The sequence below is a fragment of the Streptomyces sp. NPDC004539 genome, assembly GCF_040610055.1.
Taxonomy (GTDB): domain Bacteria; phylum Actinomycetota; class Actinomycetes; order Streptomycetales; family Streptomycetaceae; genus Streptomyces.
This window is the reverse complement of record NZ_JBEXLS010000058.1, coordinates 1-24,157: the sequence shown is the minus strand read 5'-3', so window position 1 is coordinate 24,157 and position 24,157 is coordinate 1. Positions and strand designations below refer to the sequence as shown.

22 protein-coding genes are annotated in these 24,157 nt (G+C 69.7%); 16 read left to right on the top strand and 6 right to left on the bottom strand.

Annotation, left to right across the window (positions count from 1 at the left end; translation table 11 throughout):
• Positions 1-96: 96 nt before the first annotated feature.
• The 4 genes from ABZX85_RS50160 to ABZX85_RS50145 all read left to right on the top strand — a co-directional run bounded on the left by ABZX85_RS50160 (position 97) and on the right by ABZX85_RS50145 (position 2,111).
• Positions 97-387, top strand: coding sequence for a hypothetical protein (locus ABZX85_RS50160; RefSeq protein ID WP_355885124.1), 291 nt, complete (start codon positions 97-99; stop codon positions 385-387).
• A 153-nt stretch (positions 388-540) separates the two neighbouring features.
• Positions 541-1,002, top strand: coding sequence for an Imm1 family immunity protein (locus tag ABZX85_RS50155; RefSeq protein ID WP_355885123.1), 462 nt, complete (start codon positions 541-543; stop codon positions 1,000-1,002).
• A gap of 48 nt (positions 1,003-1,050) precedes the next feature.
• Positions 1,051-1,611 carry a hypothetical protein gene (locus ABZX85_RS50150; RefSeq protein ID WP_355885122.1) on the top strand — a complete coding sequence of 187 codons (561 nt, stop codon included), beginning with the start codon at positions 1,051-1,053 and terminating at the stop codon, positions 1,609-1,611.
• 38 nt (positions 1,612-1,649) lie between these two features.
• Positions 1,650-2,111 carry a hypothetical protein gene (locus ABZX85_RS50145; protein ID WP_355885121.1) on the top strand — a complete coding sequence of 154 codons (462 nt, stop codon included), beginning with the start codon at positions 1,650-1,652 and terminating at the stop codon, positions 2,109-2,111.
• Between the two features lie 181 nt (positions 2,112-2,292).
• On the opposite strand, the gene ABZX85_RS50140 is transcribed toward ABZX85_RS50145, so the two are convergent.
• A complete protein-coding gene (locus ABZX85_RS50140) occupies positions 2,293-3,459 on the bottom strand; it encodes a hypothetical protein (RefSeq protein ID WP_355885120.1) in 1,167 nt (388 codons plus the stop codon).
• Between the two features lie 345 nt (positions 3,460-3,804).
• On the opposite strand from ABZX85_RS50140, the gene ABZX85_RS50135 reads away from it, so the two are divergent.
• The 9 genes from ABZX85_RS50135 to pstB all read left to right on the top strand — a co-directional run bounded on the left by ABZX85_RS50135 (position 3,805) and on the right by pstB (position 15,945).
• A complete protein-coding gene (locus ABZX85_RS50135; protein WP_355885119.1) occupies positions 3,805-4,152 on the top strand; it encodes a hypothetical protein in 348 nt (115 codons plus the stop codon).
• 81 nt (positions 4,153-4,233) lie between these two features.
• Positions 4,234-5,253, top strand: coding sequence for a phosphate ABC transporter permease subunit PstC (gene pstC, locus ABZX85_RS50130; RefSeq protein ID WP_355885118.1), 1,020 nt, complete (start codon positions 4,234-4,236; stop codon positions 5,251-5,253).
• A 108-nt stretch (positions 5,254-5,361) separates the two neighbouring features.
• The gene (gene pstA / locus ABZX85_RS50125) at positions 5,362-6,663 is read left to right on the top strand and encodes a phosphate ABC transporter permease PstA (RefSeq protein WP_355885117.1); all 1,302 of its coding nucleotides are present in this window, start codon (positions 5,362-5,364) and stop codon (positions 6,661-6,663) included.
• Complete coding sequence (pstS, locus tag ABZX85_RS50120; protein ID WP_355885116.1) at positions 6,663-8,402, top strand: phosphate ABC transporter substrate-binding protein PstS; 1,740 nt, start codon at positions 6,663-6,665, stop codon at positions 8,400-8,402. The genes pstA and pstS overlap by 1 nt, the downstream gene beginning before the upstream one ends.
• Positions 8,402-10,813 carry a hypothetical protein gene (locus ABZX85_RS50115; RefSeq protein WP_355885115.1) on the top strand — a complete coding sequence of 804 codons (2,412 nt, stop codon included), beginning with the start codon at positions 8,402-8,404 and terminating at the stop codon, positions 10,811-10,813. The genes pstS and ABZX85_RS50115 overlap by 1 nt, the downstream gene beginning before the upstream one ends.
• Positions 10,814-11,016: 203 nt before the next feature.
• The gene (locus ABZX85_RS50110) at positions 11,017-12,012 is read left to right on the top strand and encodes a hypothetical protein (RefSeq protein WP_355885114.1); all 996 of its coding nucleotides are present in this window, start codon (positions 11,017-11,019) and stop codon (positions 12,010-12,012) included.
• 157 nt (positions 12,013-12,169) lie between these two features.
• Positions 12,170-13,924 carry a hypothetical protein gene (locus tag ABZX85_RS50105; protein ID WP_355885113.1) on the top strand — a complete coding sequence of 585 codons (1,755 nt, stop codon included), beginning with the start codon at positions 12,170-12,172 and terminating at the stop codon, positions 13,922-13,924.
• Positions 13,925-14,130: 206 nt separating this feature from the next.
• The gene (locus ABZX85_RS50100; RefSeq protein ID WP_355885112.1) at positions 14,131-15,075 is read left to right on the top strand and encodes a class E sortase; all 945 of its coding nucleotides are present in this window, start codon (positions 14,131-14,133) and stop codon (positions 15,073-15,075) included.
• 27 nt (positions 15,076-15,102) lie between these two features.
• The gene (gene pstB / locus ABZX85_RS50095) at positions 15,103-15,945 is read left to right on the top strand and encodes a phosphate ABC transporter ATP-binding protein PstB (RefSeq protein ID WP_355885111.1); all 843 of its coding nucleotides are present in this window, start codon (positions 15,103-15,105) and stop codon (positions 15,943-15,945) included.
• Here the strand turns inward: pstB and ABZX85_RS50090 are convergent.
• The gene (locus ABZX85_RS50090; RefSeq protein WP_355885110.1) at positions 15,921-16,079 is read right to left on the bottom strand and encodes a hypothetical protein; all 159 of its coding nucleotides are present in this window, start codon (positions 16,077-16,079) and stop codon (positions 15,921-15,923) included. The two genes, pstB and ABZX85_RS50090, sit on opposite strands and share 25 nt — an antisense overlap.
• 45 nt (positions 16,080-16,124) lie before the next feature.
• On the opposite strand from ABZX85_RS50090, the gene ABZX85_RS50085 reads away from it, so the two are divergent.
• A complete protein-coding gene (locus ABZX85_RS50085) occupies positions 16,125-16,799 on the top strand; it encodes a hypothetical protein (RefSeq protein ID WP_355885109.1) in 675 nt (224 codons plus the stop codon).
• 54 nt (positions 16,800-16,853) lie between these two features.
• On the opposite strand, the gene ABZX85_RS50080 is transcribed toward ABZX85_RS50085, so the two are convergent.
• The 3 genes from ABZX85_RS50080 to ABZX85_RS50070 form a co-directional block, all read right to left on the bottom strand.
• Positions 16,854-18,485 carry a phospho-sugar mutase gene (locus ABZX85_RS50080; protein ID WP_355885108.1) on the bottom strand — a complete coding sequence of 544 codons (1,632 nt, stop codon included), beginning with the start codon at positions 18,483-18,485 and terminating at the stop codon, positions 16,854-16,856.
• Positions 18,486-19,317: 832 nt separating this feature from the next.
• Positions 19,318-20,154, bottom strand: a complete 837-nt coding sequence (locus ABZX85_RS50075) for a purine-nucleoside phosphorylase (RefSeq protein WP_355885107.1) — start codon at positions 20,152-20,154, stop codon at positions 19,318-19,320.
• A 113-nt stretch (positions 20,155-20,267) separates the two neighbouring features.
• Entirely contained in the window at positions 20,268-20,705 is a 438-nt protein-coding gene (locus tag ABZX85_RS50070) for a gamma-glutamylcyclotransferase (protein ID WP_355885106.1), read from the bottom strand.
• A 144-nt stretch (positions 20,706-20,849) separates the two neighbouring features.
• Between ABZX85_RS50070 and ABZX85_RS50065 the strand changes: the two genes are divergently transcribed.
• Entirely contained in the window at positions 20,850-22,298 is a 1,449-nt protein-coding gene (locus ABZX85_RS50065; RefSeq protein WP_355885105.1) for an NAD(P)H-quinone dehydrogenase, read from the top strand.
• A gap of 167 nt (positions 22,299-22,465) precedes the next feature.
• Positions 22,466-23,434, top strand: coding sequence for a DeoR/GlpR family DNA-binding transcription regulator (locus tag ABZX85_RS50060; protein WP_355885104.1), 969 nt, complete (start codon positions 22,466-22,468; stop codon positions 23,432-23,434).
• 300 nt (positions 23,435-23,734) lie between these two features.
• Here ABZX85_RS50060 and ABZX85_RS50055 read toward each other — a convergent pair.
• The coding region (locus tag ABZX85_RS50055; RefSeq protein WP_355885103.1) for a biotin/lipoyl-containing protein at positions 23,735-24,157 on the bottom strand (423 nt) is incomplete at its 5' end.

The window sequence follows — 24,157 nt, the reverse complement described above, 5'->3', positions numbered from 1 at the left end:
AGATCAGACGGGTAAGCATCCCCAGCAGCACTCACACACCACCCAACGACTCACCCGTACAGCCGATACGGCAGATCTCAGACACGCTCTTAGATCGTGGGCGTCAAGTCGTACACCGCGGAGCGGGTCACGTACGACCTGAGCGTCGAGGGCCTGCGCACGTACTATGTGCTGGCGGGCAGTGTGTCGATATTGATCCACAACGCCAACGGGGCCTGCCCTATTTTCGATCGTGAGGCTGAGCGCGCTCAACTTCCCGGAAACGTTTCGGCCATTCGGGGTGTTGGTAACAATGGTGATCTTCTGGTCACTTCCAGTGGAATGTGTCAGACGGATGGTAAATTGATGGCATTAGCGGTGAGAGAATTCGGAGTCTTGGTTTACTGAGGGGTCGAGTTGACTCTGACTTAGCTGATTGCGCCGGACAGAAGATTCCTGCCATGATGCTGGCCGATGATTCGATCTCAAGCGCGGAGATTGTGATTAATCGCCAGGGTGGTCCCTGCGGGGCGCCATTCCTTGGTTTTAAAGGGCAGCCTCATGATTATTTTCTTGGAGAGGAAACTGATGGCGAGCCTTGATGCGTACTATCGGAAAGAGCATGCGCAGGAGCCGGTGATCGTCGCATCCGAAGAGGCCGTTGATGTGCTGATCGACGAATTGATGTCGGGACCAGTAGACCATAACCTTGCTCAAGTCCACTCTCTGGATCGGCCACTGTTGCCATCTGGGTTCCCTGACCATGAAGTCATGGTCGGTGCTTCTGCTGGTCGAAATATTGGGATCATCGCTTTCGTGGATGGAGGTGTGGGGAACATCTTCAGCGTCGGCATGCCTGACACTGAACCAGCGACTGCTTATTTTCTCGCCGGGCACCCGATGGAGTATCCAGAGAACTGTGAAGTCCCTATCGCGCTTGTGAGAGAGGCTCTGAAAGAGTTCCTATTGACAGGTGGGAACGTGCCAACATGCGTCGATTGGAAGAGGTCGGATTTGTGGTAGTCGCCATCGTTTATTCGAAGAGTAGGGTGAGGGGCTAAAGGGCGGTGAATGGTGGATTTTTGGTCCCTGGTGGGAGGGCTTTCGCTTGCCAGGATGCGGCCCATTCTTGAGGTTTCCGGGGATTTGCACTTGGTGGAGATTGATGGCATCGTTTCCGGAGTTGGCGCTTCGGAGGTTCCTGAAGGCGCAGAAAAGGTCGCTTTGTTGAGGAACTGGCGAAGCGGGATCGGCACTCTGGAGGATTCTTCTACTCCGACCTATCTTCAAGCGGTAGCCGCTGGTGTGGCGATTCTGGTGGTGTCGAAAGAGCTGCCCGCGAATGATCGTGATTGGAGGATTAGGTCAGGTGTGGGAAATTTTTGGGATTCCTGTGACGAGCTGTTGCATGCTGGCGGCGGATACGCGATGGCGGAGCTGAAGGAAATCAAGACTACTCTGCGGGGGGTTGAGAATATGTGGCGCGATGGAGATGCGCTTCTATTGTCTGACAGGGAAGCTGATTCTGTGGAAGTCTATTCGCAGCGTCTCTCGCTGATTCGCTCCAAGTATCCGAGGCGCCGGAAGATTGCGCGGGTCGTAGCCGAGTGTGCCGGGTGGAATGTGGCCTGATGAGAGTCCGGAGAATTTTTTATGGAAATATCTCAAACGTGATCAGTGAAAACTCGTACGGGAGTAGGCCGGATTATCTTCCGGGCTTCGTCAGCGACATCCAGGGCGGGGGAGATCGACAGATCCGGCTGCTGAACCATGTGGAGAGCCGTGAGTTGGAAGCCGTCAGCCTGAACAGGTTTCCGGCCACTACGGGCGCGGCTCTTGACTGGGAGGCCGTTCCGTTCGAGGGGCGGATGTGGTGGGAAGACGAGGAGGACTGGGCGAGGATGGCGGCAGAGATTCTCGCGCCCTACGTGCGGGACGGGAGGCAGGTTGCCGTCTTTTGGGGAAATCTCGTGATGTCTACCGTGATCGTGCCTGCGGCTCTGGCCGTTCAGCACGCCCGTGAAATCCTTGATGCGGCACCGCATTTCTGGATTTATCCGTTGAGTGGTTCGGTCCTTGTCGAGTGTTTGTCGGACGGGCAGGTGACAGTCGCGAAGATCCCGCCGATGTGAGACTGCGGGGCGCGGACAGGACCGCCGAGGTCACCGGATTTCGCGAAACTGTCGGCCCAGTTCGTCCTGGCCGGTGTCGTGGTGACCGCCGACGCCCACTGTGACTACGCCTGCGCGAGATCTTCTGTGCACCCTTCATCCGCCCGATACTCCTTTCGGTGTGGCTCCCGGGTACTACGGGTTACGGCGCGCTTGGCCACACGAGTGCCATGTACGCGCTGAAGTATGCCGACGTTGTTACCGCCGTCCCCAGTGCCAGCCAGCGGAAGCGCCGCGAGGCTCTCGTCAAGTGGACGGCGATCGGGAGGAGGAGGGGGAAGGCCGGGAGGAGGAAGCGGGCTCGGGGGAAGTAGACGCCGCCGCTGCCGAGGACGATGGTCAGCATTGCGCCGGTGAAGATCAGGAGGGGCAATGGTTGGCGGTCCCAAATGGACAGTGCGTATAGGGCTGTTGCCGCGATCAGGGTAAGGGTCACGCCGATCAGGAACAGTTCCGGCGTCGAGTCCTGGCCCAGGAGTTCGCGGAAGCGGCGCAGGGTCTCCTGGCCGCCGTTCCATTCGTTGTGCCAGAGGCGTTGGACCGCGAAGTAGCCTTCCCAGCGGTGGAGGCGGAGGCCGACCCAGGTGACGTAGGCGCACCAGCCGAGGGGGGCGGTGAGCATGGCGAGGGCGGCTTTGTGTGAGCGGTGGCTTCTCAGCGACAGCAGGGCTGTTACCGAGACCGCTGCCGCTACCGCGATTCCCGTGGGGCGGGTCAGGCCGGCCAGGATCGCCAATCCCGCCGCGGGGAGCCAGCGGTGGGTGAGGACCGCGTACAGGGACCAGGCCGCCAGCGCGGTGAAGAGGGATTCCGTGTATGCCATCCACTGGACCAGGGCGACCGGCCATGCTGCCCAGAGGGTCGTCAGGAGGATGCCGGTGCGGCGGTCGTGTAGGTGGTCGCCGATCGCGAAGATGCCCCAGGCCGCCAGGAGGGAGGAGGCCAGGGCTACGGCCAGGCCCGTACCGGGGAGGGAGAGGTGCGTGATTGCTGAGAGCGTTTTCACCAGGTAGGGGTAGAGGGGGAAGAACGCCAGGTTGTTCGCGTCGTACGCCGTGCCCAGGGTGTGGGTGTAGCCGTGGGTGGCGATGCCCCAGTACCACTTGGCGTCCCACTCCTGGGACAGGATCGGGCGGACGCCGTGGTGGCGGCGGTGGGCCCAAGTGGCAAGTACCGCAAGGGAGATGAGGCGGACGCAGAGGTACGCGGCGAGGGCGGGGGCCGCGTGGCGCAGGGCGGTGGTGACGGGGGCCGGCGGGGGAGTCGTCGCCGTCGGAGAGGGGGGCGTGGGGGCGGTCAGGGTGGTCACGGCGGCGGGCTCCAAGTCGGGTGGGGTCCGGTACTACCGGTCCACCGTTCACCCGAGGAGGCGCGTCGGACGGGGCTCGCGTCGGCTTTCGCGCGGAAATCACCCTATGGGAGCAGATGATCATTTCCGAGGCCACCCCAAGAGGTTGCCTGGGGGCGGCCGGGACATGAAGCGTGAAATCCGTGGTCGGGTATGTGTGTTCGTGGTCAGCCGGGCCTCATTAGATTGCAGATGCCGTCCAACACCTCACTGCTAGCTGTTTTTACTCGTTCGTGGGCGGCAGGGGGCGGGGACATGGAACGGTCCGGTGGTGCGGCGAGACCGGTCGCGGCAGCGGCTGCGGGAATGAGATGCCAGATCGACGTCGACGCGCGGCGGGGCGGGTTCGGGTGGCGGTTGGTCGCCCCCAACGGCCGTGCTGTGGCTGTGTCGTTGACGCCGTACGAGACACATGAGCGGTGCCGCGCGGCGTTCGCGGAGCTGTGCCGCAGGCAGGATCAGCTCGGCGGCGGTGTGCAGCACAGCGCGCAGGGCGGCGGGTGGGTGTGGATCGTGTGGGACGCCGGCGGACGGCATGTCGCCGGGGCCGCGCGGACGTACGAACGGCATGCCACGTGCCGTTCCTCCTACGACCGCTTCCGGGCGCTGCTTCCCGAACTCCTGGAATTCGGGGGCGAGTTATGGGGTGACTGACGAGTTCGAAGTTCCCCCGCGGGCACCTCTCGTTCACCCTTCGGGGCCGGGAAGTCCACTGTCGGCACCGAGCGTCTAGCTGTGCCTTCTCTGAGAAAGCCCACCGCGGCGGTCGAGCTCGCGGTCGACTCGCCCCGACGGCTGTACGCCGACCCGGGGTTGTCCGACCGCGTCTTCCGGGCCGTCCTGCGCTCCGGCGGCGGGCTCGTCTTGCTCGTCATGCTGCTCGTCGGCGGGTTCCTGCTCTACCGGGCCTGGCTGGCGCTGGACCGGGCCGGCTGGTCGTTCCTGACGACCAGTCAATGGGCGCCGGACACCGGGAAGTTCGGGATCGCCGCCGTCCTCGTGGGGACGCTGCTGATCGCGACCGTCGCCGTCTGTGTCGCCGTGCCGCTCGCGGTCGGGGCCGCGCTGTACATCTCCGAGTACGCGCCGGTGCGGCTGCGGCGCACGCTCGTCAGCGTCGTCGACCTCATGGCCGCCGTACCCTCCGTGGTGTACGGGTTGTGGGGGGTGTTCTTCCTCCAGGACAAGGTGCTGCCGACCGCGCGCTGGATGGCCACCTACCTGGGATGGATACCGGTGTTCGACGTCCGGGGCGCCGACCCCGACGATCCGCTCGCGCCGGCCAGCGTCTACACCTCCTCCACCTTCATCGCCGGGCTCGTCGTCGGGATGATGATCGCGCCGATCGTCTGCTCGATCATGCGGGAGGTGTTCTCGCAGGCACCGGCCGGTGAGCGGGAGGGGGCGTACGCGCTCGGCGCGACCCGGTGGGGCATGATCCGCAGCGTCGTCCTGCCCTTCGGGCGGGGCGGCATGATCGGCGGGACCATGCTCGGGCTCGGGCGCGCGCTCGGCGAGACCATCGCCGTCTACATGATCATCTCGCTGACCTTCGACATCCAGTGGCACGTCCTCCAGTCCGGCACCAGCTCCGTCTCCTCCCTTATAGCTCTCAGGTACGGGGAGGCGAGCGGCTTCGGGATGTCCGCGCTGATGGCCGCCGGGTTCGCGCTGTTCGTCCTCACCCTGATCGTCAACTTCGCCGCGTCCTCGATCGTCGCCAGGTCCAGGTCGGGGGCGAGCAGCGAGGCGTAGGGGGTTTCCCGTACGACCCGTGCCTCTCCCACTGCCCGTCACCTACGCCCGTAGAACCCGTAGAACCCGTAGTCCTCCGGAGCTACGCCCCACTGGGAGACCGTCACCATGACCCTTGCCCCCGAAGCGCCCGAGGCGCCTCAGGCGCCGCCGCGGACCACCCGGCCCGGTCCCGCGCGGACCGCCGACGGCGCTGGTGAACGGCGGCGGAAGCTCACCCCGCTGCGGGCCATCGACGTGTACGCCGCGCTCGGCGCCGCCGCGGCCTCGCTCGCGCTGACCTGGGTGATGTTCGGGCGGCTGCTGCCGTTCGACGGCGCCGTCGGCTTCGTCGTCACCGCGTACCTGCTGTTCCTCGCCGTGTACGCGCTGCTCGTCTCCTTCGACGAGGACGGGCCCGCGATCGTCGACCGGATCGCGGCGGCGGTCGTGCGCTCGCTCGGGCTGCTGCTCGTCGTGATCCTCGTGTTCGTCGTGTCGTACGCGCTCGTCGAGGGCCGCGAGGCGCTCGTGCACCTCAACTTCTTCACCGAGGACATGCAACTCGCCGGTCCCCTGGAGCCGTTGGAGGTCGGCGGCGCGCTGCACGCCGCCGCCGGGACCCTGATCATGATCACCATCGCGCTGGTGGTGACCGTGCCGGTCGGGCTGGTCTGCGCGGTGTTCCTCAACGAGGTGCCGGGCGCCTTCTCGCGGTTCGTGCGCACGATCGTCGAGGCGATGACCGCGCTGCCGTCGATCGTCGCCGGGCTGTTCGTCTACGCGACCGTCATCCTCGGCCTCGGCCTCGACCTCTCCGGGTTCGCCGCGTCCCTCGCGCTGTCCGTGATGATGCTGCCGATCGTCATCAGGGCCGCGGACGTCGTGATCCGCCTGGTCCCGGGGACGCTCAGGGAGGCGTCGTACGCGCTGGGTACGAGCCGTTGGCGCACCGTCTGGCACGTCGTCCTGCCGACCTGCCGCTCCGGCCTCACCACGTCCGTCATCCTCGGCACGGCGCGCGGTATCGGCGAGACGTCGCCGGTGCTGCTGACCGCCGGTTTCACCTCCGAGCTGAACCTCGACCCCCTGCACGGGCCGATGGTCTCGCTGCCGCTGGCCACGTTCCAGTTCGTCAAGTCCCCCGAACCGACCATGGTGGCAAGGGGGTTCGGTACGGCCGCACTCCTGATGGCCCTGGTCCTGCTGCTGTTCGTCGCCGCGCGGATCGTCGGCGGGCGCGGGGCAGGGCAGTTGACGAGGCGTCAGGAGCACCGCCGGGTACTGGCGTCGCGGCGGGACGCCAAGAGGTTCGCGGCGCGAGAGGGCACGCGAGACGGCGCGGGCGCGGTCGTCGGCACCGACGCGAGCCGGCCCGCACCAGGACTCACCCACTCAACCGACCCACACAACCACGGGAGTTCGTCGTGATGACCGCCCCGCGCACCCGCTCGGCGGCCCTCGTGCTGTCGCTGCTGTGCGCCCTGCTCGCCGTCGCCGTACCGGTGCCGACCGCCTCGGCGGCGTCGTACGCGAAGATCTCCGGCTCGGGGTCGACATGGAGCGCCAACGCCGTCCAGCAGTGGGTCCGCAACGTCAAGGCGAACTACGGCATGACGGTCAACTTCACCGACAACGGCTCCTCGCAGGGCCGTGAGCAGTTCAAGAACAACACCGTCGACTTCGCCGTCTCCGAGATCCCCTACGGCCTGAAGGAACAGGGAGTCACCGACACCCCGCCGAAGCGCGGATACGCGTACATGCCGATCGTCGCGGGCGGCACCTCGTTCATGTACAACCTGAAGATCAACGGTAAGCAGGTCACCAACCTGCGGCTGTCCGGCGAGGTCGTCGCGAAGATCTTCACGGGCGCCATCACCCGCTGGAACGACCCGGCGGTGGCTGCCGACAACCCCGGACTCGCCCTGCCCGCACGGCAGATCGTGCCGGTCGTCCGCTCGGACGGCTCCGGTACGAGCGCGCAGTTCACGACCTGGATGGCGCAGGAGCAGACGGCCGTCTGGAACGCCTACTGCCAGCGCACCGGACGCGGCTCGGGCTGCGGGATGACCTCCAACTACCCACTCCTCAGCGGCTCCGCGATGATCTCGAAGTCCGGTTCGCTGGGCGTGTCCGGGCATGTGCGCCAGCCGTCGGGCGAGGGCGCGATCACGTACGTCGAGTACTCGTACGCGCTCAAGACCGGCTTCCCCGTCGCCAAGATGCTGAACCAGAGCGGCTATTACGTCGAGCCGACCGCGTCCAGCGTCGCCGTCGGGCTCACCGGCGCGCAGATCAACCAGAACGAGCGCTCCTCGAACTACCTGACGCAGATCCTCGATGGCGTCTACCGCAACGCCGACCGCCGCACCTACCCGCTCTCCAGCTACAGCTACATGATCCTGCCGACGAAGGAGGAGTCCGGGTTCACCTCCGCCAAGGGCAACTCCCTCGGCACGTTCGGCCGTTACTTCCTGTGCGACGGCCAGCAGCAGGCGGAGGAGTTGGGGTACTCGCCGCTCCCGAAGAACCTGGTGCAGGCCGGCTTCGAGCAGCTCCGCAAGGTGCCGGGCGCCCCCACCGCGTCCATCGACATCAACAACTGCCGCAACCCCACGTTCTCCTCCGACGGCACCAACACCCTGGCGAAGAACGCCCCTTACCCCAAGGCGTGCGACAAGAAGGGGCCGACGCAGTGCTCCGACGGCACGGCCGGCGCGGAGGGCCGTGACACCCCGGTGAAGCCGTCCGCGCAGGGCGGCAACTCGTCCGGAGGCGGCACGGGCACGACGGGCAGTGGCGGTACGACGTCCGGCGGCAGCGGGACGACCGGCGGCAACGCGGCGTCGGGCGGCGGGAGTTCGACCGGTACGACCGGGGCGGGCGGAACCGGCACCACCGGCGGCGCGGGCACCACGGGCGGTCCGGCCGCGGGCGGCACCTCCGTCGACCCTGACACCGGCGAGGTCCTCGGCAGCGGCGACGGCACCGGCAACGGCGGAGACACCTCGGTCGCCGCGACCCCGGTGAGCCTCGCCTCCCGCAACGAACTCGGCCTGCGCGGCGCCCTGATGGCGCTGTCGGCGGTCCTGCTGCTCGGCGTGGTGGTGGGCCCACCGCTGGCCGCACGGGCCCTGTCGTCGCGCTCGCGCCGCAGAGGAGACGTGTGATGAACCGTGCTCGTAAGGGAGTTGCCGCACTCCTGGCCGCAACCGCCCTCGCCCTCCTGCCTCTTCCCCCGTCCACCGCGCAAGCGGCCACCGCCGACTCCTCCGTCACCAAGTCCGGCACCAAGGGCGCCCACGACGACTTCACCTCCTTGAAGGTGACCGTCCACCAGACCAGGGGACTTCGCGGCCAGGCCCTCCGCGTCACCTGGACCGGCGGCACCCCCGCGAAGGTCGGCGAGGGCCGTAACTTCCTCTCCCTGATGCAGTGTTGGGGCGACGACGCGAACGGCCCCGACCGCACCCAGTGCGAGTACGGCTCCGCCGCCGGTGCCCAGCCCGGTGACGGGCGGACCGTCGCCCCGGCGACCGACCCGCGCGAGACCGACACCGGCACCCCGACCGACCAATGGGGCGGCCACTACGTCCCGTTCAAGCCGGTCGAGGGGCAGGGCGGGGCGACGACGGGCCCGAAGGACACGACGTACTTCACGAGCGGCGACACCAACGCCGTCCCCTTCCTGCCGAACGACGGGGACGGCGGCGGCGACGTCGCGTTCGAGGTCAAGTCCTCCCTGGAACAGCCCGCGTTGGGCTGCGGAGCCCGCACCACGCCCCAAGGTGCCGTACAGCCCTGCTGGTTGGTGGCCGTCCCGCGCGGCGCGCACGACGCCGACGGCGGCGAGGGGAACAGCGGAAGCCTCCAGTCGTCGTCCCTCAGCGAGACCAACTGGGACCAACGCATCGCGTTCCGGCTGGACTTCGAACCCGTCGGCGACTCCTGCGACGCCGACAAGGCCGAACGGCGCATCATCGGCTCGGAGTTGGGCACGGACGCCATCACCTCCTGGCAGAGCGCGCTGTGTTCGTCCGGCACCCACCGGTTCACGTTCACACAGGCGGGCGAGGAGGAGGCCCGGACGGCGGTCACCGCGCCGAGCGACTCCTCGCCCGGCCTCGCGCTGCTCCTCGACCCGGTCGCGGACGTGCCCGAGGTCGTCCACGCGCCGGTCGCGATCAGCGGACTGAGCATCGGCTTCGTCTGGATGTACGAGCGCGCCGATCAGGCCCGTGTCCCGCTCACCGGCCTCAAACTCAACCAGCGGCTGCTCGCGAAGGCGCTCACCCAGTCCTACGCGGGCAGCCTCGTCCTCAACCGGGACAAGGTCCCCGCCTACCTCGGAAGCAATCCCCGGTTCATCGGCCAGGACCCAGAGTTCCAGAAACTCAACCCCGGGCTGAAAGAACTCGCCAAGGAAGTATCGGACTCCCCGCTCGGCCTCGCGGTGTCCTCCGCCAATACCGACTCCGCGCGCCTCCTGTGGAAATACGTGCTCGCCGACCCGGCGGCCCGGGAATTCCTGCAAGGGAAAGCGGACCCCTGGGGAATGAAGGTCAATCCCTCGTACCGGGACAATGTCGTGACCAGCGCCCTCGACTACTTCCCGAAGGCCGACCTCACCCCCACCGACGTCGGCTGCACGGACGGCAGGACCCTCTCGCGCAGCGGCCTCGACATGGTGCCGTACACCAACGACATGCACGACGCGGCGCTCAAGATCCGGCGCGGCGACATCGGCTCCGCCTACCTGTGCGTCCTCGACAGCAGCGGCCTGCCCAAACTGACCGGCGACGGCCGCCCGGCGGTCACCAACCAGCGCCAGTACGGCGTCGTCGACATCCCCTCGGCCCTGCGCTACCAGCTCGACACGGCCGCCCTGCCCAACGCCGACGGCACCTACGTCACCCCGTCGACCGCCTCCCTCCTCGCCGCCGTGGCCCGCATGCCCGACTCGGCCGTACCCGGCGTCAAGACCGCCGACCCGGCCGGGGCGACCGGCGACGCCTACCCCCTGACCGCCGTCGTCTACGCCGCCGCCTCCACCGACCAGGCCGCCGACGCCCGCCGGGACTACGCCCGCGTCATCACCTACGCGGCGGGCGACGGCCAGGTCCAGGGCACCGCCAGAGGACTACTGCCCGAGGGGTACGCGCCCCTCCCGGCCGCCCTGCGCACGCAGGCCCGCGAGGCCGCCGTACGCCTGGAGAAGGGGGTCACCCCTTCGGCGTCACCCTCTCCCTCCGGAGACGTACCCGTCACCGGCGGGGACGCCGGCGGAGGCGGCGGGAGTGCGAGCGGCGGTGGCGGTACGGCGGGCGGCTCGGCCGGCGGCGCGGGCACGGCCGGCGGGGGCGCCGGCGGACCGAGCGCCGGGCCGCAGCCGACCGCGCCGTCCGCCGTGCCGACCGTCGCCGAGGACCCGGGGAAGCAGAACGTCGCCTCCTCCGGGCGTACCCCCTCGGAGGTACTCGGGATCATCCGCTGGGTGCTGCTCGCCGTGCTGATCGCGGGCGGCGTCGCGGCCCTCGCCGGGCCGGTGCTGCTGCGGCTGGGGGTCGCCAGGACCGAGTGACACGAACCGTGCGCCGATACATTCCCCGGAATCCCGGCGGATTCCGGGGAGAAGCGCAACCGGACATGAATTCTGTAGGAGTCGCGTAGGAAATGAGTTATTTACTTTTCGGGCACACAGGGTTGGTGGCCGGAGGAGTGCGGGATACGGAAATGTTCCCGGTGCACGCCAATTCACAAGAAAATTCCCCGAAGGGAAAAACTGTGAACGTCAAGTCCCGCGCACGTCTCGGTGCCGTCGTCGGTACGGCCGTCCTCGGCGTCGGTGTCCTCGCCACCCCGGCCCTCGCCGACCCGCCCGCCGGTGAGTACCGCGTCCTCGCCGGCGTCGGCTCCGACACCACGCAGGACGTCGTCAACGGCCTCGGCGACGTCGTCCTGCGTGACGTCGACGGCGACGGCCAGGTCGACGACAAGGTCATCGCCTCCTACAACGCCACCCCGGCCGGCTCGACGGTCAAGACCCGGGCGAACGGCTGCACCATCAACCGTCCTGACGGATCGTCAGCCGGAATCGACGCCCTGCGCAACGCGGTCGACAACAGCACGGGGTGTCTCGACTTCGCCCGTTCCTCGCGCGGCCCGGCCGACACCTCCACCCAGGACCTCACCTGGATTCCGTTCGCGAAGGACGCCGTCAGCATCGCCGTCCGCGACGACAGCGCGCTCGCGAACGGTCTCAACCTGACCACCGCCCAACTGCGCGCCATCTACACCTGCTCGCTGACCAGCCTCAACAACGTCGCCCTGACGCCCCTGTTGCCGCAGGCCAGCTCCGGCACCCGGACCTTCTTCCTCGGCCGGATCGGCGTCACGGAGGCCCAGGTCGGCGGCTGCGTCGGCACCATGCAGGAGCACAACGGCGTCGAGCTGGACACGGCCGGCGACATCGCGCCGTACTCCGTCGCCCAGTACATCGCGCAGGTCACGCAGACCGTCACCGACCGGCACGGCGCGACCGTCCTCGGGCAGATCGACTCCAGCGACCCGTTCACCGCGGACGGCGAGCTCAACTCCGGCTTCGTCTACAGCCGCGACGTCTACAACGTCGTCCCCTCCAGCAAGCTGACCGACGCCGTCATCGACGACGTGTTCACCGGCTCCGACGCCAAGGTCTGCGCCGCGACCGCCACGATCAAGAAGTACGGCTTCGGCACGGTCACCAACTGCGGTGACACGACCCTCAAGGGCGAGCGCTGAAACCGCTTGCACAACGCCGTACGACAGCCGGGCACCCCACGGGGTGCCCGGCCCCGCGGCGTGTCCGGAGCGGATGCCGCGCCGGCCTGTCGCTGAAACCGCTTGCTGAACCGTCCGAGCACCACCGACACCGACACCCCGTGGGGGGAACACCGAGATGAACACGCGCCTGGCGCAGCTGAGATCACCCGTGGCGCTGCTGTCGTGCTGCGCCCTGCTGTGCGCGGCACTCGCCGCCGTCCTCGCCTTCTCCAGCCGGGCGGAGGCGATCGAGTACCAGCGCGTCGGCGCCTTCACCCTGGAGCCCGCAACCGGCTCCATCGCCGCCGACGTCATCGCGACGTCCGCGAAGACCGACGCGCCCTGCCCGGCCGGCACCCAGACGTACGCCAACGCGACCTCCGTCAAACTCCTCGACCCGTCCGACCCGGCGGGCCGCGTCACCGGACAGAGCAAGGCGCTCGCCAACGGGCCCAAATCCACACTGGACCTGACGACCTCCGCGTTCACGCTGCCACTGATCTCCACCGCCGTCCCGCCGGTCGTCAAGGCGACCTCGCTGGAGAAGGCGCTGCGCTCCTACAAGCCCGAGGGCTCCCTCGACGGCACCTACACACTCGTCCTCCAGTGCTCGATCCCGAACGCCGACCCGGCCGCGCTCGACGCGGTGTTCGTGCGCAAGGTCCGGGTCACCGGCGACAGTTGGGCGCAGATCGACCAGCAGCCGGTGACGCTCGCGCTGACCGCCGAGCCGGACGGCGGGGCCGTCGGGACCAACGCGAAACTCGTCGCGCAGGTCAGCCCCGCGTCGGCCGCCGGGCGCGTCGAGTTCAAGCACAACGGGACCTCCCTCGGCACCGCCCAAGTCGCCTCCGGCAAGGCCGAGTTGCCGGTCACGCTGCCCGCCTCGGGCGGACAGACCACGTACGACGCCGCCTTCACGCCGGCCGACCCCGACGCGTACGGGGCGGCGCAGGTCAGCAAGACGCTCACCGTCCGCTACCTGGTCAGCGCCAAGGACGACAAGGGCCAAGTCCTCGGCGACAAGCCGACGTTGACCATCGGGCAGACCGTGAAGATCACCATCAAGGGGTTCGCGGCGAACGCGAAGGTCGTCCTCACGGACGTCAACGGCACCACCAAGGAGATCGCCGCCGGGGCCGACGGGACCGTCCTCGACCACGCCTACACCGTCCCGAACGGCACCACCGACGACACGCACATCCTGCGGTTCCAGGAGGGCGGGAACGCCGCGAAGGAGGCGACGTTCACGTACGTCAGCACGGAGGACGAGACCACCGGGAGCCCGACGCCGACCGGGCCCGCCGAGCTTGAGGTGACCGACGAGAGCGGGACGTCCCTGGGCGACAACCCCGATCTGGCGGCGGGCCAGAAGGTGCTGATCACCGCGCGAGGGTTCGCCAAGGGCGGTGTCGTGAAGGTGACTCTGGGCGGCAGCGACGCCAAGTTCGGGGACGCGAAGGCCGGTTCGGACGGGACCGTCACCAAGTACGCGTTCACCGTGCCCGCCGGGATCGCCGACGGGGACCACACGCTCACGCTGGCCGGGTCCGGGGCCGACACCCACAAGGTCGCCTTCGCCTTCGCCTTCACCACCGGCGCCCCGACCAGCGAGAGCCCCTCGCCGACCCCGTCCGACTCGGTGACGCCGACCGGCGACTCCGGTGGCTCCAACTCCGGTGGCTCGGACTCCGGCGGCGGCAGCGGCTCCGGGGGCGCGGGCGGTTCCGGCGGCACGGGCGGGTCGATGGCGTCCACCGGCACACAGGCGGGAGCGATCGGCCTCACGGCCCTCGCCCTGGTCTCGGCGGGCGCGGCGATCGTCCTGCACATGCGGCGCCGGGGGCTGCTGAGCTTCGGCGAGGAGAACGGGGGCGGACAGCATCTGTGAGGTGTACGGGGGCTACGGGCCGGGTCGGCGGACGGGGCGCCGGACTGGGCCGTAGCGCTCCGGTACTACCCGTGCAATACCCGCGCGTCTCCCACCCTCCCCGGCCTCCCGTACGCCGCCCGCCCGGTCGTACCCGTGTACCCCGCGCCCCCTCTTCCCCGTCCTCCCCGCACTCCCCTCGGCCTCTCACAGCAGGAGCCCGTCCCGTGACCCTCACCGCGCCACCCCCGCCCGTACCGCCCGCCCCGCCCGCACCCCCGAAGGCCACCCCGCCCGCGCCGCCGCCAGCCCGGCCCCGACCCGCCCGGCCGGGGTTCGCCGTCGCCGGGGCCGCCCTCTGCGTGCTCGCCGCGCTGCTGCTCGGGTTCGCCGCGAATCTCACGATCGTGGGGCATCTCCAGCACGCCCGGGACCAGCAGACGGCCTACGACGAACTGCGGCGTCAACTCGCTCTGGGGACCGCGCCGGTGGGACAGCGGGACTACGAGGGCAAGCCTCTGGAGCCAGGCGTGCCGGTGGCGTTGCTGCGCATCCCCGCGCTCGGGCTCCGCGAGGTCGTCGCCGAGGGGACCACGTCCGAGATCCTGATGTCCGGGCCGGGGCACCGGCGCGACACTCCGCTGCCCGGGCAGGCCGGAACGTCCGTGATCATGGGGCGGCAGTGGGCGTACGGCAGCCCCTTCGCCCGTCTCGGCGACCTCCGGGCCGGTACGCGGATCGAACTCACCACCGGCCAGGGCAAGGCCGTGTACGCCGTCACCGGGATGCGCCGTGGCGGCGACGAGCTGCCCGCGCCGCTCGGCCAGGGACAGGGCCGGCTCACCCTCATCACCGCGACCGGCGCCCCGTACACCCCCGACGGAGTCCTCCGCGTCGACGCGCGGCTCATCGGCGACGTACAGCCCAGCCCGCCGCGCGTCCTGCGAGGCGGGTGGATCGCCGGGTCCGAAGAGGCGCTCGGGACGGACGGCGGGGCCTGGCTCGAAGTCTTCCTGTGGTCCCAAGCCCTGCTGCTGGCCGCCCTGTTGACGGTTCTCGCGCACCGGTTCTGGGGGCGTTGGCAGACCTGGATCTGCGCCGGGCCCGTCCTCCTCGCGCTCGGCCTCGCCGACTCGCAGGCGCTCACCGCGCTGCTGCCCAACCTGCTGTGAAGTCCTCGATGTGCAAAGGGAGTTGCCATGACCGACGTCACCATCACCCAGCCTCTGCCCAGAGTTGACGCCGGATCAGCCGGTGACTCCTCCGGTGCCGCCACCCTCCGCGCCGACGCCGTGTCCGCCTGGTTCGGTGAGCACAAGGTCCTCGACCGGGTCTCGCTGACCATGCCCGCGCGTCAAGTCACCGCGCTCATCGGGCCGTCGGGGTGCGGGAAGTCGACGTTCCTGCGCATCCTCAACCGGATGCACGAACTCATCGCCTCCGCCTCCCTCGCCGGGCGCGTCCTGCTCGACGAGGAGGACATCTACGACCGGGGGCGCCGCATCACCCACGCCCGGCGCGAGATCGGCATGGTCTTCCAGAAGCCCAACCCCTTTCCCGCGATGTCCATCTACGACAACGTCCTCGCGGGCCTCAAGCTCAACGCCATCAAGTCGACCCGGGACGGGCGCGACGACCTCGTCGAGGAGTGCCTCACCAAGGCCGGGCTCTGGCAGGAGGTCCGCGACCGGCTCCGCCGGCCCGGCGGCGCGCTCTCCGGCGGACAGCAGCAACGCCTGTGCATCGCACGGTCGTTGGCCGTCCGGCCGCGCGTCCTCCTGATGGACGAACCCTGCTCCGCCCTCGACCCGACGTCCACCCGGCGCATCGAGGAGACCATCGCGGAACTCCGCTCCGAGGTCACCATCGTCATCGTCACCCACAACATGCAGCAGGCCGCGCGCGTCTCCGACACCTGCGCCTTCTTCCTCGCCGCGCAGGGGACACCGGGGGTGATCGTGGAGCACGGCGACACCGAGGCGATGTTCTCCTCCCCGCAGGACGAACGCACGGCGGACTATGTGAACGGGCGCTTCGGATGAGGGCGGTCGGGGTCGTCGGGGCGCTCTCGGCGGTGCTGCTGGTCGCCGGGTGCGGAGGCGGGGGCGCCCTTGACGCCGACACCCTTGACGCCGACACCCTTGACGCCGACACCCTTGACGCCGGTGCCCTTCACGCCAGTGCCCTTGGCACCGGTGCCGGCGAGGCCAACAGTGCGCCGGTGAGCGGGAGTCCGGGCCAGGAGGCGGGGGCGGCTCCACCGGCGGCCGGGGCGTCTGTGGCTCCGGAACCGGACGTCGGTGAGGCCGTCCCCGTGCCGACAGGCGAGAGCCCCGAGGAGCTACGACCGTCTCCCGCGCCGTCACGCGTCGCCCCGCCGCGTACCGGCCCGACGCCGACACGCGGCCCCGACCTGTCCCGGCCCGCGCCACCCCCACCGACCGAGGCGGCCCGTAGTACCCGTAGTACCCCTACGCCCCGTAATACCTCTGCGCCCAGGTCCTCGCCCCGTTCCGCCCCGCAGGCCCGCCGGGGTACGACCATCCGCATCGGCACCTGGTCCGCCGGGGTCGTCCGGGGCGGGCAGGACGAGGTGGACGCCTGTCGGAGCGCCGTGCAGTGGGCCGGGCCCGAGCTGGGCGCCGAGGACGGGTACGAGATGCGTACCGCCGTGGTCGTAGGGCACGACTACTGCGGGTTCGACCGGTTCGCGACGCTGGCCGTGGGGACGGACGTCGAGATCTCCACGCCGCGCGGGACCTGGACGTACCGGGTCTACGGGCACCACCTCACCCCCGGGCGGGGTGCGCCCGCCGCCGGGCTCTACTGGGGGGACCTCACTCTCCAGTCCTGCGTCGGGCCGGACACGGGGTTCAGCTATCTGATGCGGGTCTGAACCCCGTCGTATCCGTCCGCGCCTCCGCGGTACTACCCGGGTACCTCTCGGGTATCAGATGCCCGCCGCCGTCGAGAAGTCCCGCTTGATCTCCGCGAGGAGCCGCGCCGCCTGCTCGCGGGCCGCCGGGAGCGCCGCGTGGTCCGCGACCGGGATCACGACCTCCAGGTAGCACTTGAGCTTCGGTTCCGTGCCGCTCGGGCGGACGATGACGCGGGCGCCGTCCAGGGTGTAGCGGAGGCCGTCGGTGGGCGGGAGCTTGTCCGTGCCCTGGGTGAGGTCCTCCGCCTTGGTGATCGCGAGGCCCGCGAGCTGCGTCGGCGGGGTTTCGCGCAGACGCGTCATCGCGTCCGCGATCAGGCTCAAGTCCTCGACACGGACCGAGAGTTGGTCCGTCGCGTGCAGGCCGTGCGTCACCGCGAGGTCGTCCAGGAGGTCGAGCAGGGTGCGGCCCTGCTCCTTGAGCTCCGAGGCCAGTTCCGTGATGAGCAGGGCCGCCGTGATGCCGTCCTTGTCGCGGACGCCCTCCGGGTCCACGCAGTAGCCGAGGGCCTCCTCGTAGCCGTACCGCAGGCACTCCACGCGGGCGATCCACTTGAAGCCCGTAAGGGTCTCCTCGTAGGGGAGGTTCGCCTTCTCCGCGATCCTGCCGAGGAGGGAGGAGGAGACGATCGACTCCGCGAAGGTGCCGCGCGCTCCGCGGTTGACCAGGTGGGCCGCGAGGAGGGCGCCTACCTCGTCGCCGCGGAGCATGCGCCAGTCGCCGGCGTCGGGAACAGCCGCCGCGCAGCGGTCCGCGTCCGGGTCGTTCGCGATGATCAGGTCCGGGGTGGTCTCCCTCGCCTTCGCGAACGCCAGGTCCATCGCGCCGGGTTCCTCCGGGTTGGGGAACGCGACCGTGGGGAAGTCCGGGTCCGGGTCGGCCTGTTGGGGGACGAGTACGGGGGTGGGGAAGCCGGCCCGTTCGAACGCCGCCAGCAGGACGTCCCTCCCTACACCGTGCAGCGGGGTGTAGACCGTGCGGGCCGTCCTCGGAGACGTGGGGGACAGGACCTTGTCCGTACGGGAGAGGTACGCCTCAAGTACTGCCTCGTCCAGGGTCTCCCAGCCCGCCTCCGGGCGGGGGACGTCGTTCAGGGACTCGATCGCCGCGATCTCCGCCGCGATCTCGCTGTCCGCCGGGGGGACGATCTGGGAGCCGTCACCCAGGTACACCTTGTAGCCGTTGTCCCTCGGGGGGTTGTGGCTCGCCGTGACCTCTACGCCCGCCGCCGCGCCCAAGTGCCTTATGGCGTACGCCAGTACGGGGGTGGGGAGGGGGCGGGGGAGGACTGCCGCGCGCAGGCCGGCGCCGGTCATGACGGCGGCGGTGTCCCTCGCGAAGTCCGCGGACTTGTGGCGGGCGTCGTAGCCGATGACGACGAGGGCGTCGGTCCGGCCCTTGTTCTTGAGGTAGGCGGCCAGGCCCGCGGCTGCTCTGATGACCACCGTGCGGTTCATGCGCATGGGGCCGGCGCCGAGTTCGCCCCGTAGGCCGGCTGTGCCGAACTGGAGGGTGCCGCTGAAGCGGGCGGTCAGTTCTGTCGTGTCGCCGGCTTCGATGAGTTTCGCGAGTTCCTCGCGGGTTTCCGGGTCGGGGTCCTCGGCGAGCCAGGTTCTGGCCCGGGCCAGCAGGTCGTCTTGCACTTCGGGTCAGCCTCTCGTTGTTCGTCGTCGGGGGGCGGTTCGGAAGGGGCTTTCCTCGCCCCCGCCGCCCCTACCCTTCCCATCCTCCAGGGGCTGCCGCCCCTTCGACCCCGCCGAGCCGAGGGGCCGCGCCCCTGGACCCCGGATGGGAGAAGGGGATGGTCCACCGGAGGTGGGGGCAGGGGTGCTTGCCGTGTGGGTGGTGATCGGCCCTGAAGGGGCCTGTCCTCAAACGCCGGACGGGCTGATCTTCGCCGACCGGCGTACGGAAGGCGCCGCACGGGATCAGTGTCCTGCCCCGTGTCACCGACGGACACCTCCACCTTGCTCCAGACACCACGGCCCCACCCGGGGCGCGGCGCCGAGGACACGCACCTCGCACCTGGGCTGCCGGCTGCGGGCTGTCGGCTGCCGAGAACGTTCGCCTCGGCATCGAGCCGTTCCGCCCGCTGCCGAGGACACGCACCGCGAGCCTGGGCCGCCGGCTGCCGGGGGTGTCGGTCCCGCTCCCCGGGTCGTCCTGCCCTGAGGGTGTCGGTCCCGATCCCGGGCTGTCCTGCCCTACGCCGAGGGTGTCCGTCCCGATCCCGGGCCGTCCTCCCTTGCGCCGAGGGTGTCGGTCCCGCTCCCCGGGTCGTCTTGCCCTGCGCCGAGGGTGTCGGTCCCGCTCCCCGGCCGTCTTGCCCTGTGCCGAAGATGTCCGTCCCGATCCCGGGTCGTCCTGCCCTGCGCCGAAGGTGTTCGTCTCGGCCTCGGGTTCCTTCGGCTCGCCGTCGGAGGGGGGCGGTGTTCGGGGGAACCCTCTGGTGCAGGGCTCCCCCGATCCCGGCGGTTACAGCCGGCCCAGTACCTGCGTCAGGAGTTCGCCCATCCGCGCCGCGCTGTCCCTGCCCGCCTGGAGGACCTCCTCGTGGTTGAGGGGCTCGCCGGTCATGCCGGCCGCGAGGTTCGTGACGAGGGAGATGCCGAGGACCTCGGCGCCGGCCTCGCGGGCGGCGATGGCTTCGAGGACCGTCGACATGCCGACGAGGTCCGCGCCGATGACGCGGGCCATGCGGATCTCGGCCGGAGTCTCGTAGTGCGGGCCGGGGAACTGGGCGTACACCCCCTCCTCCAGGCTCGCGTCGATCTCCTTGCAGAGGGCGCGCAGGCGGGGGGAGTAGAGGTCCGTGAGGTCGACGAAGTTGGCGCCGACGATGGGGGAGGTGGCCGTGAGGTTGATGTGGTCGCTGATGAGGACCGGCTGGCCGGGGCGCATGCCCTCGCGCAGGCCGCCGCAGCCGTTCGTCAGGACGATCGTCTTGCAGCCGGCGGCGACGGCCGTGCGGACGCCGTGCGCGACGGAGGCGACCCCGCGGCCTTCGTAGTAGTGGGTGCGGCCGAGGAAGACCAGTGCGCGCTTCTCGCCGATCTTGTACGAGCGGATCGTGCCGCCGTGGCCCTGGACGGCCGGGGGCGGGAAGCCGGGCAGCGCCGTGACCGGGAACTCCGCCTCGGGAGCGCCCAGCGCGTCGACGGCCGGCGCCCAGCCGGAGCCCATCACGAGGGCGACGTCATGCGTCTCGGCACCCGTCAGCTCGCGCAGCTTGCCGGCGGCGTCGGCGGCGGCGGTGTAGGGGTTGCCCTGAATGTCGTCCGGGATGTCGTCCGGCAGAAGAGATGCGTTCACGCGGATGAGCGTAGCCGGTCTGTGCCTACGCGCGTAGATGACAGACCTGACGGGGGGACGATCGTTGTCTTGTCGTTTCCCGCCAAAGGCGGTCGGACATGATCGCCGGGGCGTCAGCAGGGACGCTTCCGCAGCTCCATCACATAGTCGTGCGGCGCCCCCGCCGACTCCGCCGCGTCCGCGATCTCGCCGAGGTAGCGGGCCGAGGGCAGGCCGCCCTCGTAGCCGTCCAGAACGTATGTCCACGCGCCTTCCTGACCGTCCAGGGTGTGGACGTGAACACGTGTACGGCGGTAGATGCCGAGGCCGGTGCCCTCCCAGCGGTCGAGGGACTCCTCGTCCATGGGGGCGATGTCGTACAGGCCGACGAATACCTGGGAGCCAGGCTCCTCGACGATCGTCGCCAGCGCGCCCTCCCAGCCCATCTGCTCGCCGCCGAAGGTGAGCCGCCAGCCGGTCAGCCAGCCCGTCGCACGCAGCGGGGAGTGCGGGGCGCGGCGGGTCATCAGCCGCGCGTCGAGGTTGCCGGCGTACGCGGCGTAGAGCGACATGGGGGAGAGGGTACGGCAGTGACGCCGGGGGTCCGGTGCGAAGCCGTAGTACCTGTAGCTCCCCGGTATCGGCACCGCCGCCGATACCGGGGTCGTAGTCCACCCGGCCCCCCGATTCCCGCCTCTCCCGTCGCGTACGGGACAATGGGGCATGTGACCAGGATCGTGATCATCGGTGGTGGGCCCGGCGGGTATGAGGCGGCGCTGGTGGCCGCGCAGCTCGGGGCGGAGGTGACCGTCGTCGACTGCGACGGTCTGGGCGGGGCGTCGGTGCTCACGGACTGCGTGCCGTCCAAGACGCTCATCGCGACGGCGGAGGTGATGACGACCTTCGACTCGTCCTACGAGGAGCTGGGGATCATCGTCGCCGACGACACCCCTCCCCTGGAGCAGGCCGCCAGGGTCGTAGGGGTCGACCTCGGGAAGGTCAACCGCCGGGTGAAGCGTCTCGCGCTCGCGCAGTCGCACGACATCACCGCGTCGGTCACCCGCGCCGGCGCGAAGGTGATGCGCGGCCGGGCCCGTCTCGAGGGCATGCAGTCCCTCGACGGCTCCCGCAAGGTCGTCGTCGCGACGGCCGACGGCAAGGAGCAGACGCTCACGGCGGACGCCGTACTCATCGCGACGGGTGCGCACCCCCGCGAGGTGCCCGACGCGCAGCCCGACGGCGAGCGCATCCTCAACTGGACGCAGGTCTACGACCTCACCGAACTCCCGGAGGAGCTCATCGTCGTCGGTTCCGGTGTCACCGGCGCCGAGTTCGCGGGCGCCTACCAGGCGCTCGGCTCCAAGGTCACCCTCGTCTCCTCCCGCGACCGCGTCCTGCCCGGCGAGGACCCGGACGCCGCCGCCGTCCTCGAAGAGGTCTTCCGGCGCCGCGGCATGAACGTGATGGCCCGCTCGCGCGCGGAGTCCGCGAAGCGCGTCGGCGACCGCGTCGAGGTGACCCTCGCGGACGGCCGTGTCATCACCGGCAGCCACTGCCTGATGGCCGTCGGCGCGATCCCCAACAGCGCGGGCCTCGGCCTGGAGGAGGCGGGCGTCAAGGTCCGCGAGTCCGGCCACATCTGGACCGACAAGGTCTCCCGTACGACGGCCCCGGGCGTGTACGCCGCCGGCGACGTCACCGGCATCTTCGCGCTCGCCTCGGTCGCCGCGATGCAGGGCCGGATCGCCATGTACCACTTCCTCGGCGACGCGGTGGCCCCCCTCAACCTCAAGACGGTCTCCTCGAACGTCTTCACCGACCCCGAGATCGCGACCGTCGGCTACAGCCAGGCCGACGTCGACGGGGGCAAGATCGACGCCCGCGTCGTCAAGCTGCCGCTGCTGCGCAACCCGCGCGCGAAGATGCAGGGCATCCGCGACGGCTTCGTCAAGATCTTCTGCCGCCCGGGTACGGGGATCGTCGTCGGCGGAGTGGTCGTCGCACCGCGCGCTTCGGAACTGATCCACCCCATCTCGATCGCCGTCGACAACAATCTGACGGTCGAACAGATCGCGAACGCGTTCACCGTGTACCCGTCCCTGTCGGGCTCGATCGCCGAGGTGGCACGCCAGTTGCACACGAGGAAGTCGGCGGGCGAGGGCTGACGGCCGAAAGCAACTCCCCGCCGGTCACGGGGAGTTGCCAGGCATGCATCGGGCATAGGACGGGTAGCTGAGCCCCTATACCACTTCACCCACTCCTGTGCGAACAACTTCTGTTATTCGGCGCAAACACCTGAAAACAGACGGTCGCCCGCGTTACTGTCAGTTTCGTGTTCGCTGCTGAACGTCGCCAATTGATCCTCGAAATGGTGCGAGCGAACGGGGCCGTGTCGCTCCGTGAGCTCGCCCGCGTCGTCCAGACCTCCGAAGTGACCGTACGGCGGGACGTGCGCGCGCTGGAGGCAGAAGGACTCCTCGACCGCCGACATGGCGGTGCGGTACTGCCGGGTGGATTCACGCGAGAATCCGGCTTTCCGCAGAAATCCCATCTCGCGACCGCCGAGAAGACGGCCATCGCCGATCTCGCCGCGGGTTTCGTCCAGGAGGGCGAGGCCATCGTCGTCGGGGCCGGTACGACCACGCAGGAGCTGGCCCGCCGGCTCGCGCGGGTCCCCGGGCTGACGGTGGTCACCAACTCCCTCCTCGTCGCCCAGGCGTTGGCCCATGCCAACCGGGTGGAGGTCGTCATGACCGGTGGGACCCTGCGCGGGTCCAACTACGCGCTCGTCGGGAGCGGCGCGGAGCAGTCCCTGCAAGGGCTGCGGGTCTCCCGGGCGTTCCTCTCCGGGAGCGGGCTGACCGCCGAGCGGGGGCTGTCCACGTCCAACATGCTGTCCGCGTCCGTCGATCGGGCGCTCGTGCAGGCCGCCGCGGAGGTGGTCGTGCTCGCGGACCATACGAAGCTCGGGTCCGACACGATGTTCCAGACGGTGCCGACGGATGTCATCACGCGGCTGGTCACGGACGATCCGCCGGCCCACGACGACCGTGCGGCGACGGAGTTGCAGGCGCTCGCCGATCAGGGCGTGCAGATCGCTGTCGCCGGGGCGTCGGGGAGTGCGGGGGGTGAGGCGGTGCCCGCACGCCAACACCCCCAGCAACGCAGGGATGTCGCACTCCCCGCCCCTCGCAGGGGGCAACTCCCCGGTTCCGCCGGGGGGTTGAGGGCCGCCGCGGTCCTGGGTGAGCAGTCGCCGGGGAACGAGAGGGCGCGGGTCGCGGATCTTCGGCGGAGGTGAGTCGTTGGTTCGCCGAGCGGCGGGTGGGCTGAGGTGGTTCGGCGACCGGCCCGCCGCTGTGGCCGTTCGCGCAGTTCCCCGCGCCCCTGAAAGACGTGGCTGATCTGCCAGTTCATCCTCACGTCCCAATTCCCGCGCTCCTGAGGGCGTTGGGCCGGCCCGGAGTCAAGAAGCCCACGAACCCGCGGACGAACTTCGGCCGCAACCAAGTCTTTTAGGGGCGCGGGGAACTGCGCGACCAGCCACCGCGGACAGGTGGACTCGTACGATCCGAGCCCACCCCCCGCTACCGAGCCAACCTCAGTCCTTGATCTCGCAGATCGCCGCCCCGGACGTCAAGGACGCCCCGACCTCCGCCGACAGCCCCTTGATCACGCCCGCCTTGTGCGCGTTCAGCGGCTGTTCCATCTTCATCGCTTCGAGGACGACGATGAGGTCACCTTCCTTGACCTCCTGCCCCTCCTCGACGGCGACCTTGACGATCGTGCCCTGCATGGGAGACGCGAGGGTGTCGCCGGAGGCCACCGGGCCGGACTTCTTCGCCGCCCGGCGCTTCGGCTTGGCGCCCGCCGCGAGGCCCGTGCGCGCGAGGGACATGCCGAGGGAGACGGGGAGGGAGACTTCGAGCCGCTTGCCGCCGACCTCGACGACGATGGTCTCGCGGTCGGCGTCGTCCTCGGTCTCCGCATCCGCGCCGGCCGAGAACGCGGGGATCTCGTTGAC

What these genes read in the sequence shown, in the direction of transcription:
- ABZX85_RS50135 (WP_355885119.1), top strand. Translation starts at nt 3,805, where the DNA reads ATGAGATGCCAGATCGACGTCGACGCGCGGCGGGGCGGGTTCGGGTGG.
- ABZX85_RS50150 (WP_355885122.1), top strand. Translation starts at nt 1,051, where the DNA reads ATGGTGGATTTTTGGTCCCTGGTGGGAGGGCTTTCGCTTGCCAGGATG.
- pstB (WP_355885111.1), top strand. Translation starts at nt 15,103, where the DNA reads ATGACCGACGTCACCATCACCCAGCCTCTGCCCAGAGTTGACGCCGGA.
- pstS (WP_355885116.1), top strand. Translation starts at nt 6,663, where the DNA reads ATGACCGCCCCGCGCACCCGCTCGGCGGCCCTCGTGCTGTCGCTGCTG.
- ABZX85_RS50115 (WP_355885115.1), top strand. Translation starts at nt 8,402, where the DNA reads ATGAACCGTGCTCGTAAGGGAGTTGCCGCACTCCTGGCCGCAACCGCC.
- ABZX85_RS50105 (WP_355885113.1), top strand. Translation starts at nt 12,170, where the DNA reads ATGAACACGCGCCTGGCGCAGCTGAGATCACCCGTGGCGCTGCTGTCG.
- ABZX85_RS50070 (WP_355885106.1), bottom strand. Translation starts at nt 20,705, where the DNA reads ATGTCGCTCTACGCCGCGTACGCCGGCAACCTCGACGCGCGGCTGATG.
- ABZX85_RS50065 (WP_355885105.1), top strand. Translation starts at nt 20,850, where the DNA reads ATGGGGCATGTGACCAGGATCGTGATCATCGGTGGTGGGCCCGGCGGG.
- ABZX85_RS50155 (WP_355885123.1), top strand. Translation starts at nt 541, where the DNA reads ATGATTATTTTCTTGGAGAGGAAACTGATGGCGAGCCTTGATGCGTAC.
- pstA (WP_355885117.1), top strand. Translation starts at nt 5,362, where the DNA reads ATGACCCTTGCCCCCGAAGCGCCCGAGGCGCCTCAGGCGCCGCCGCGG.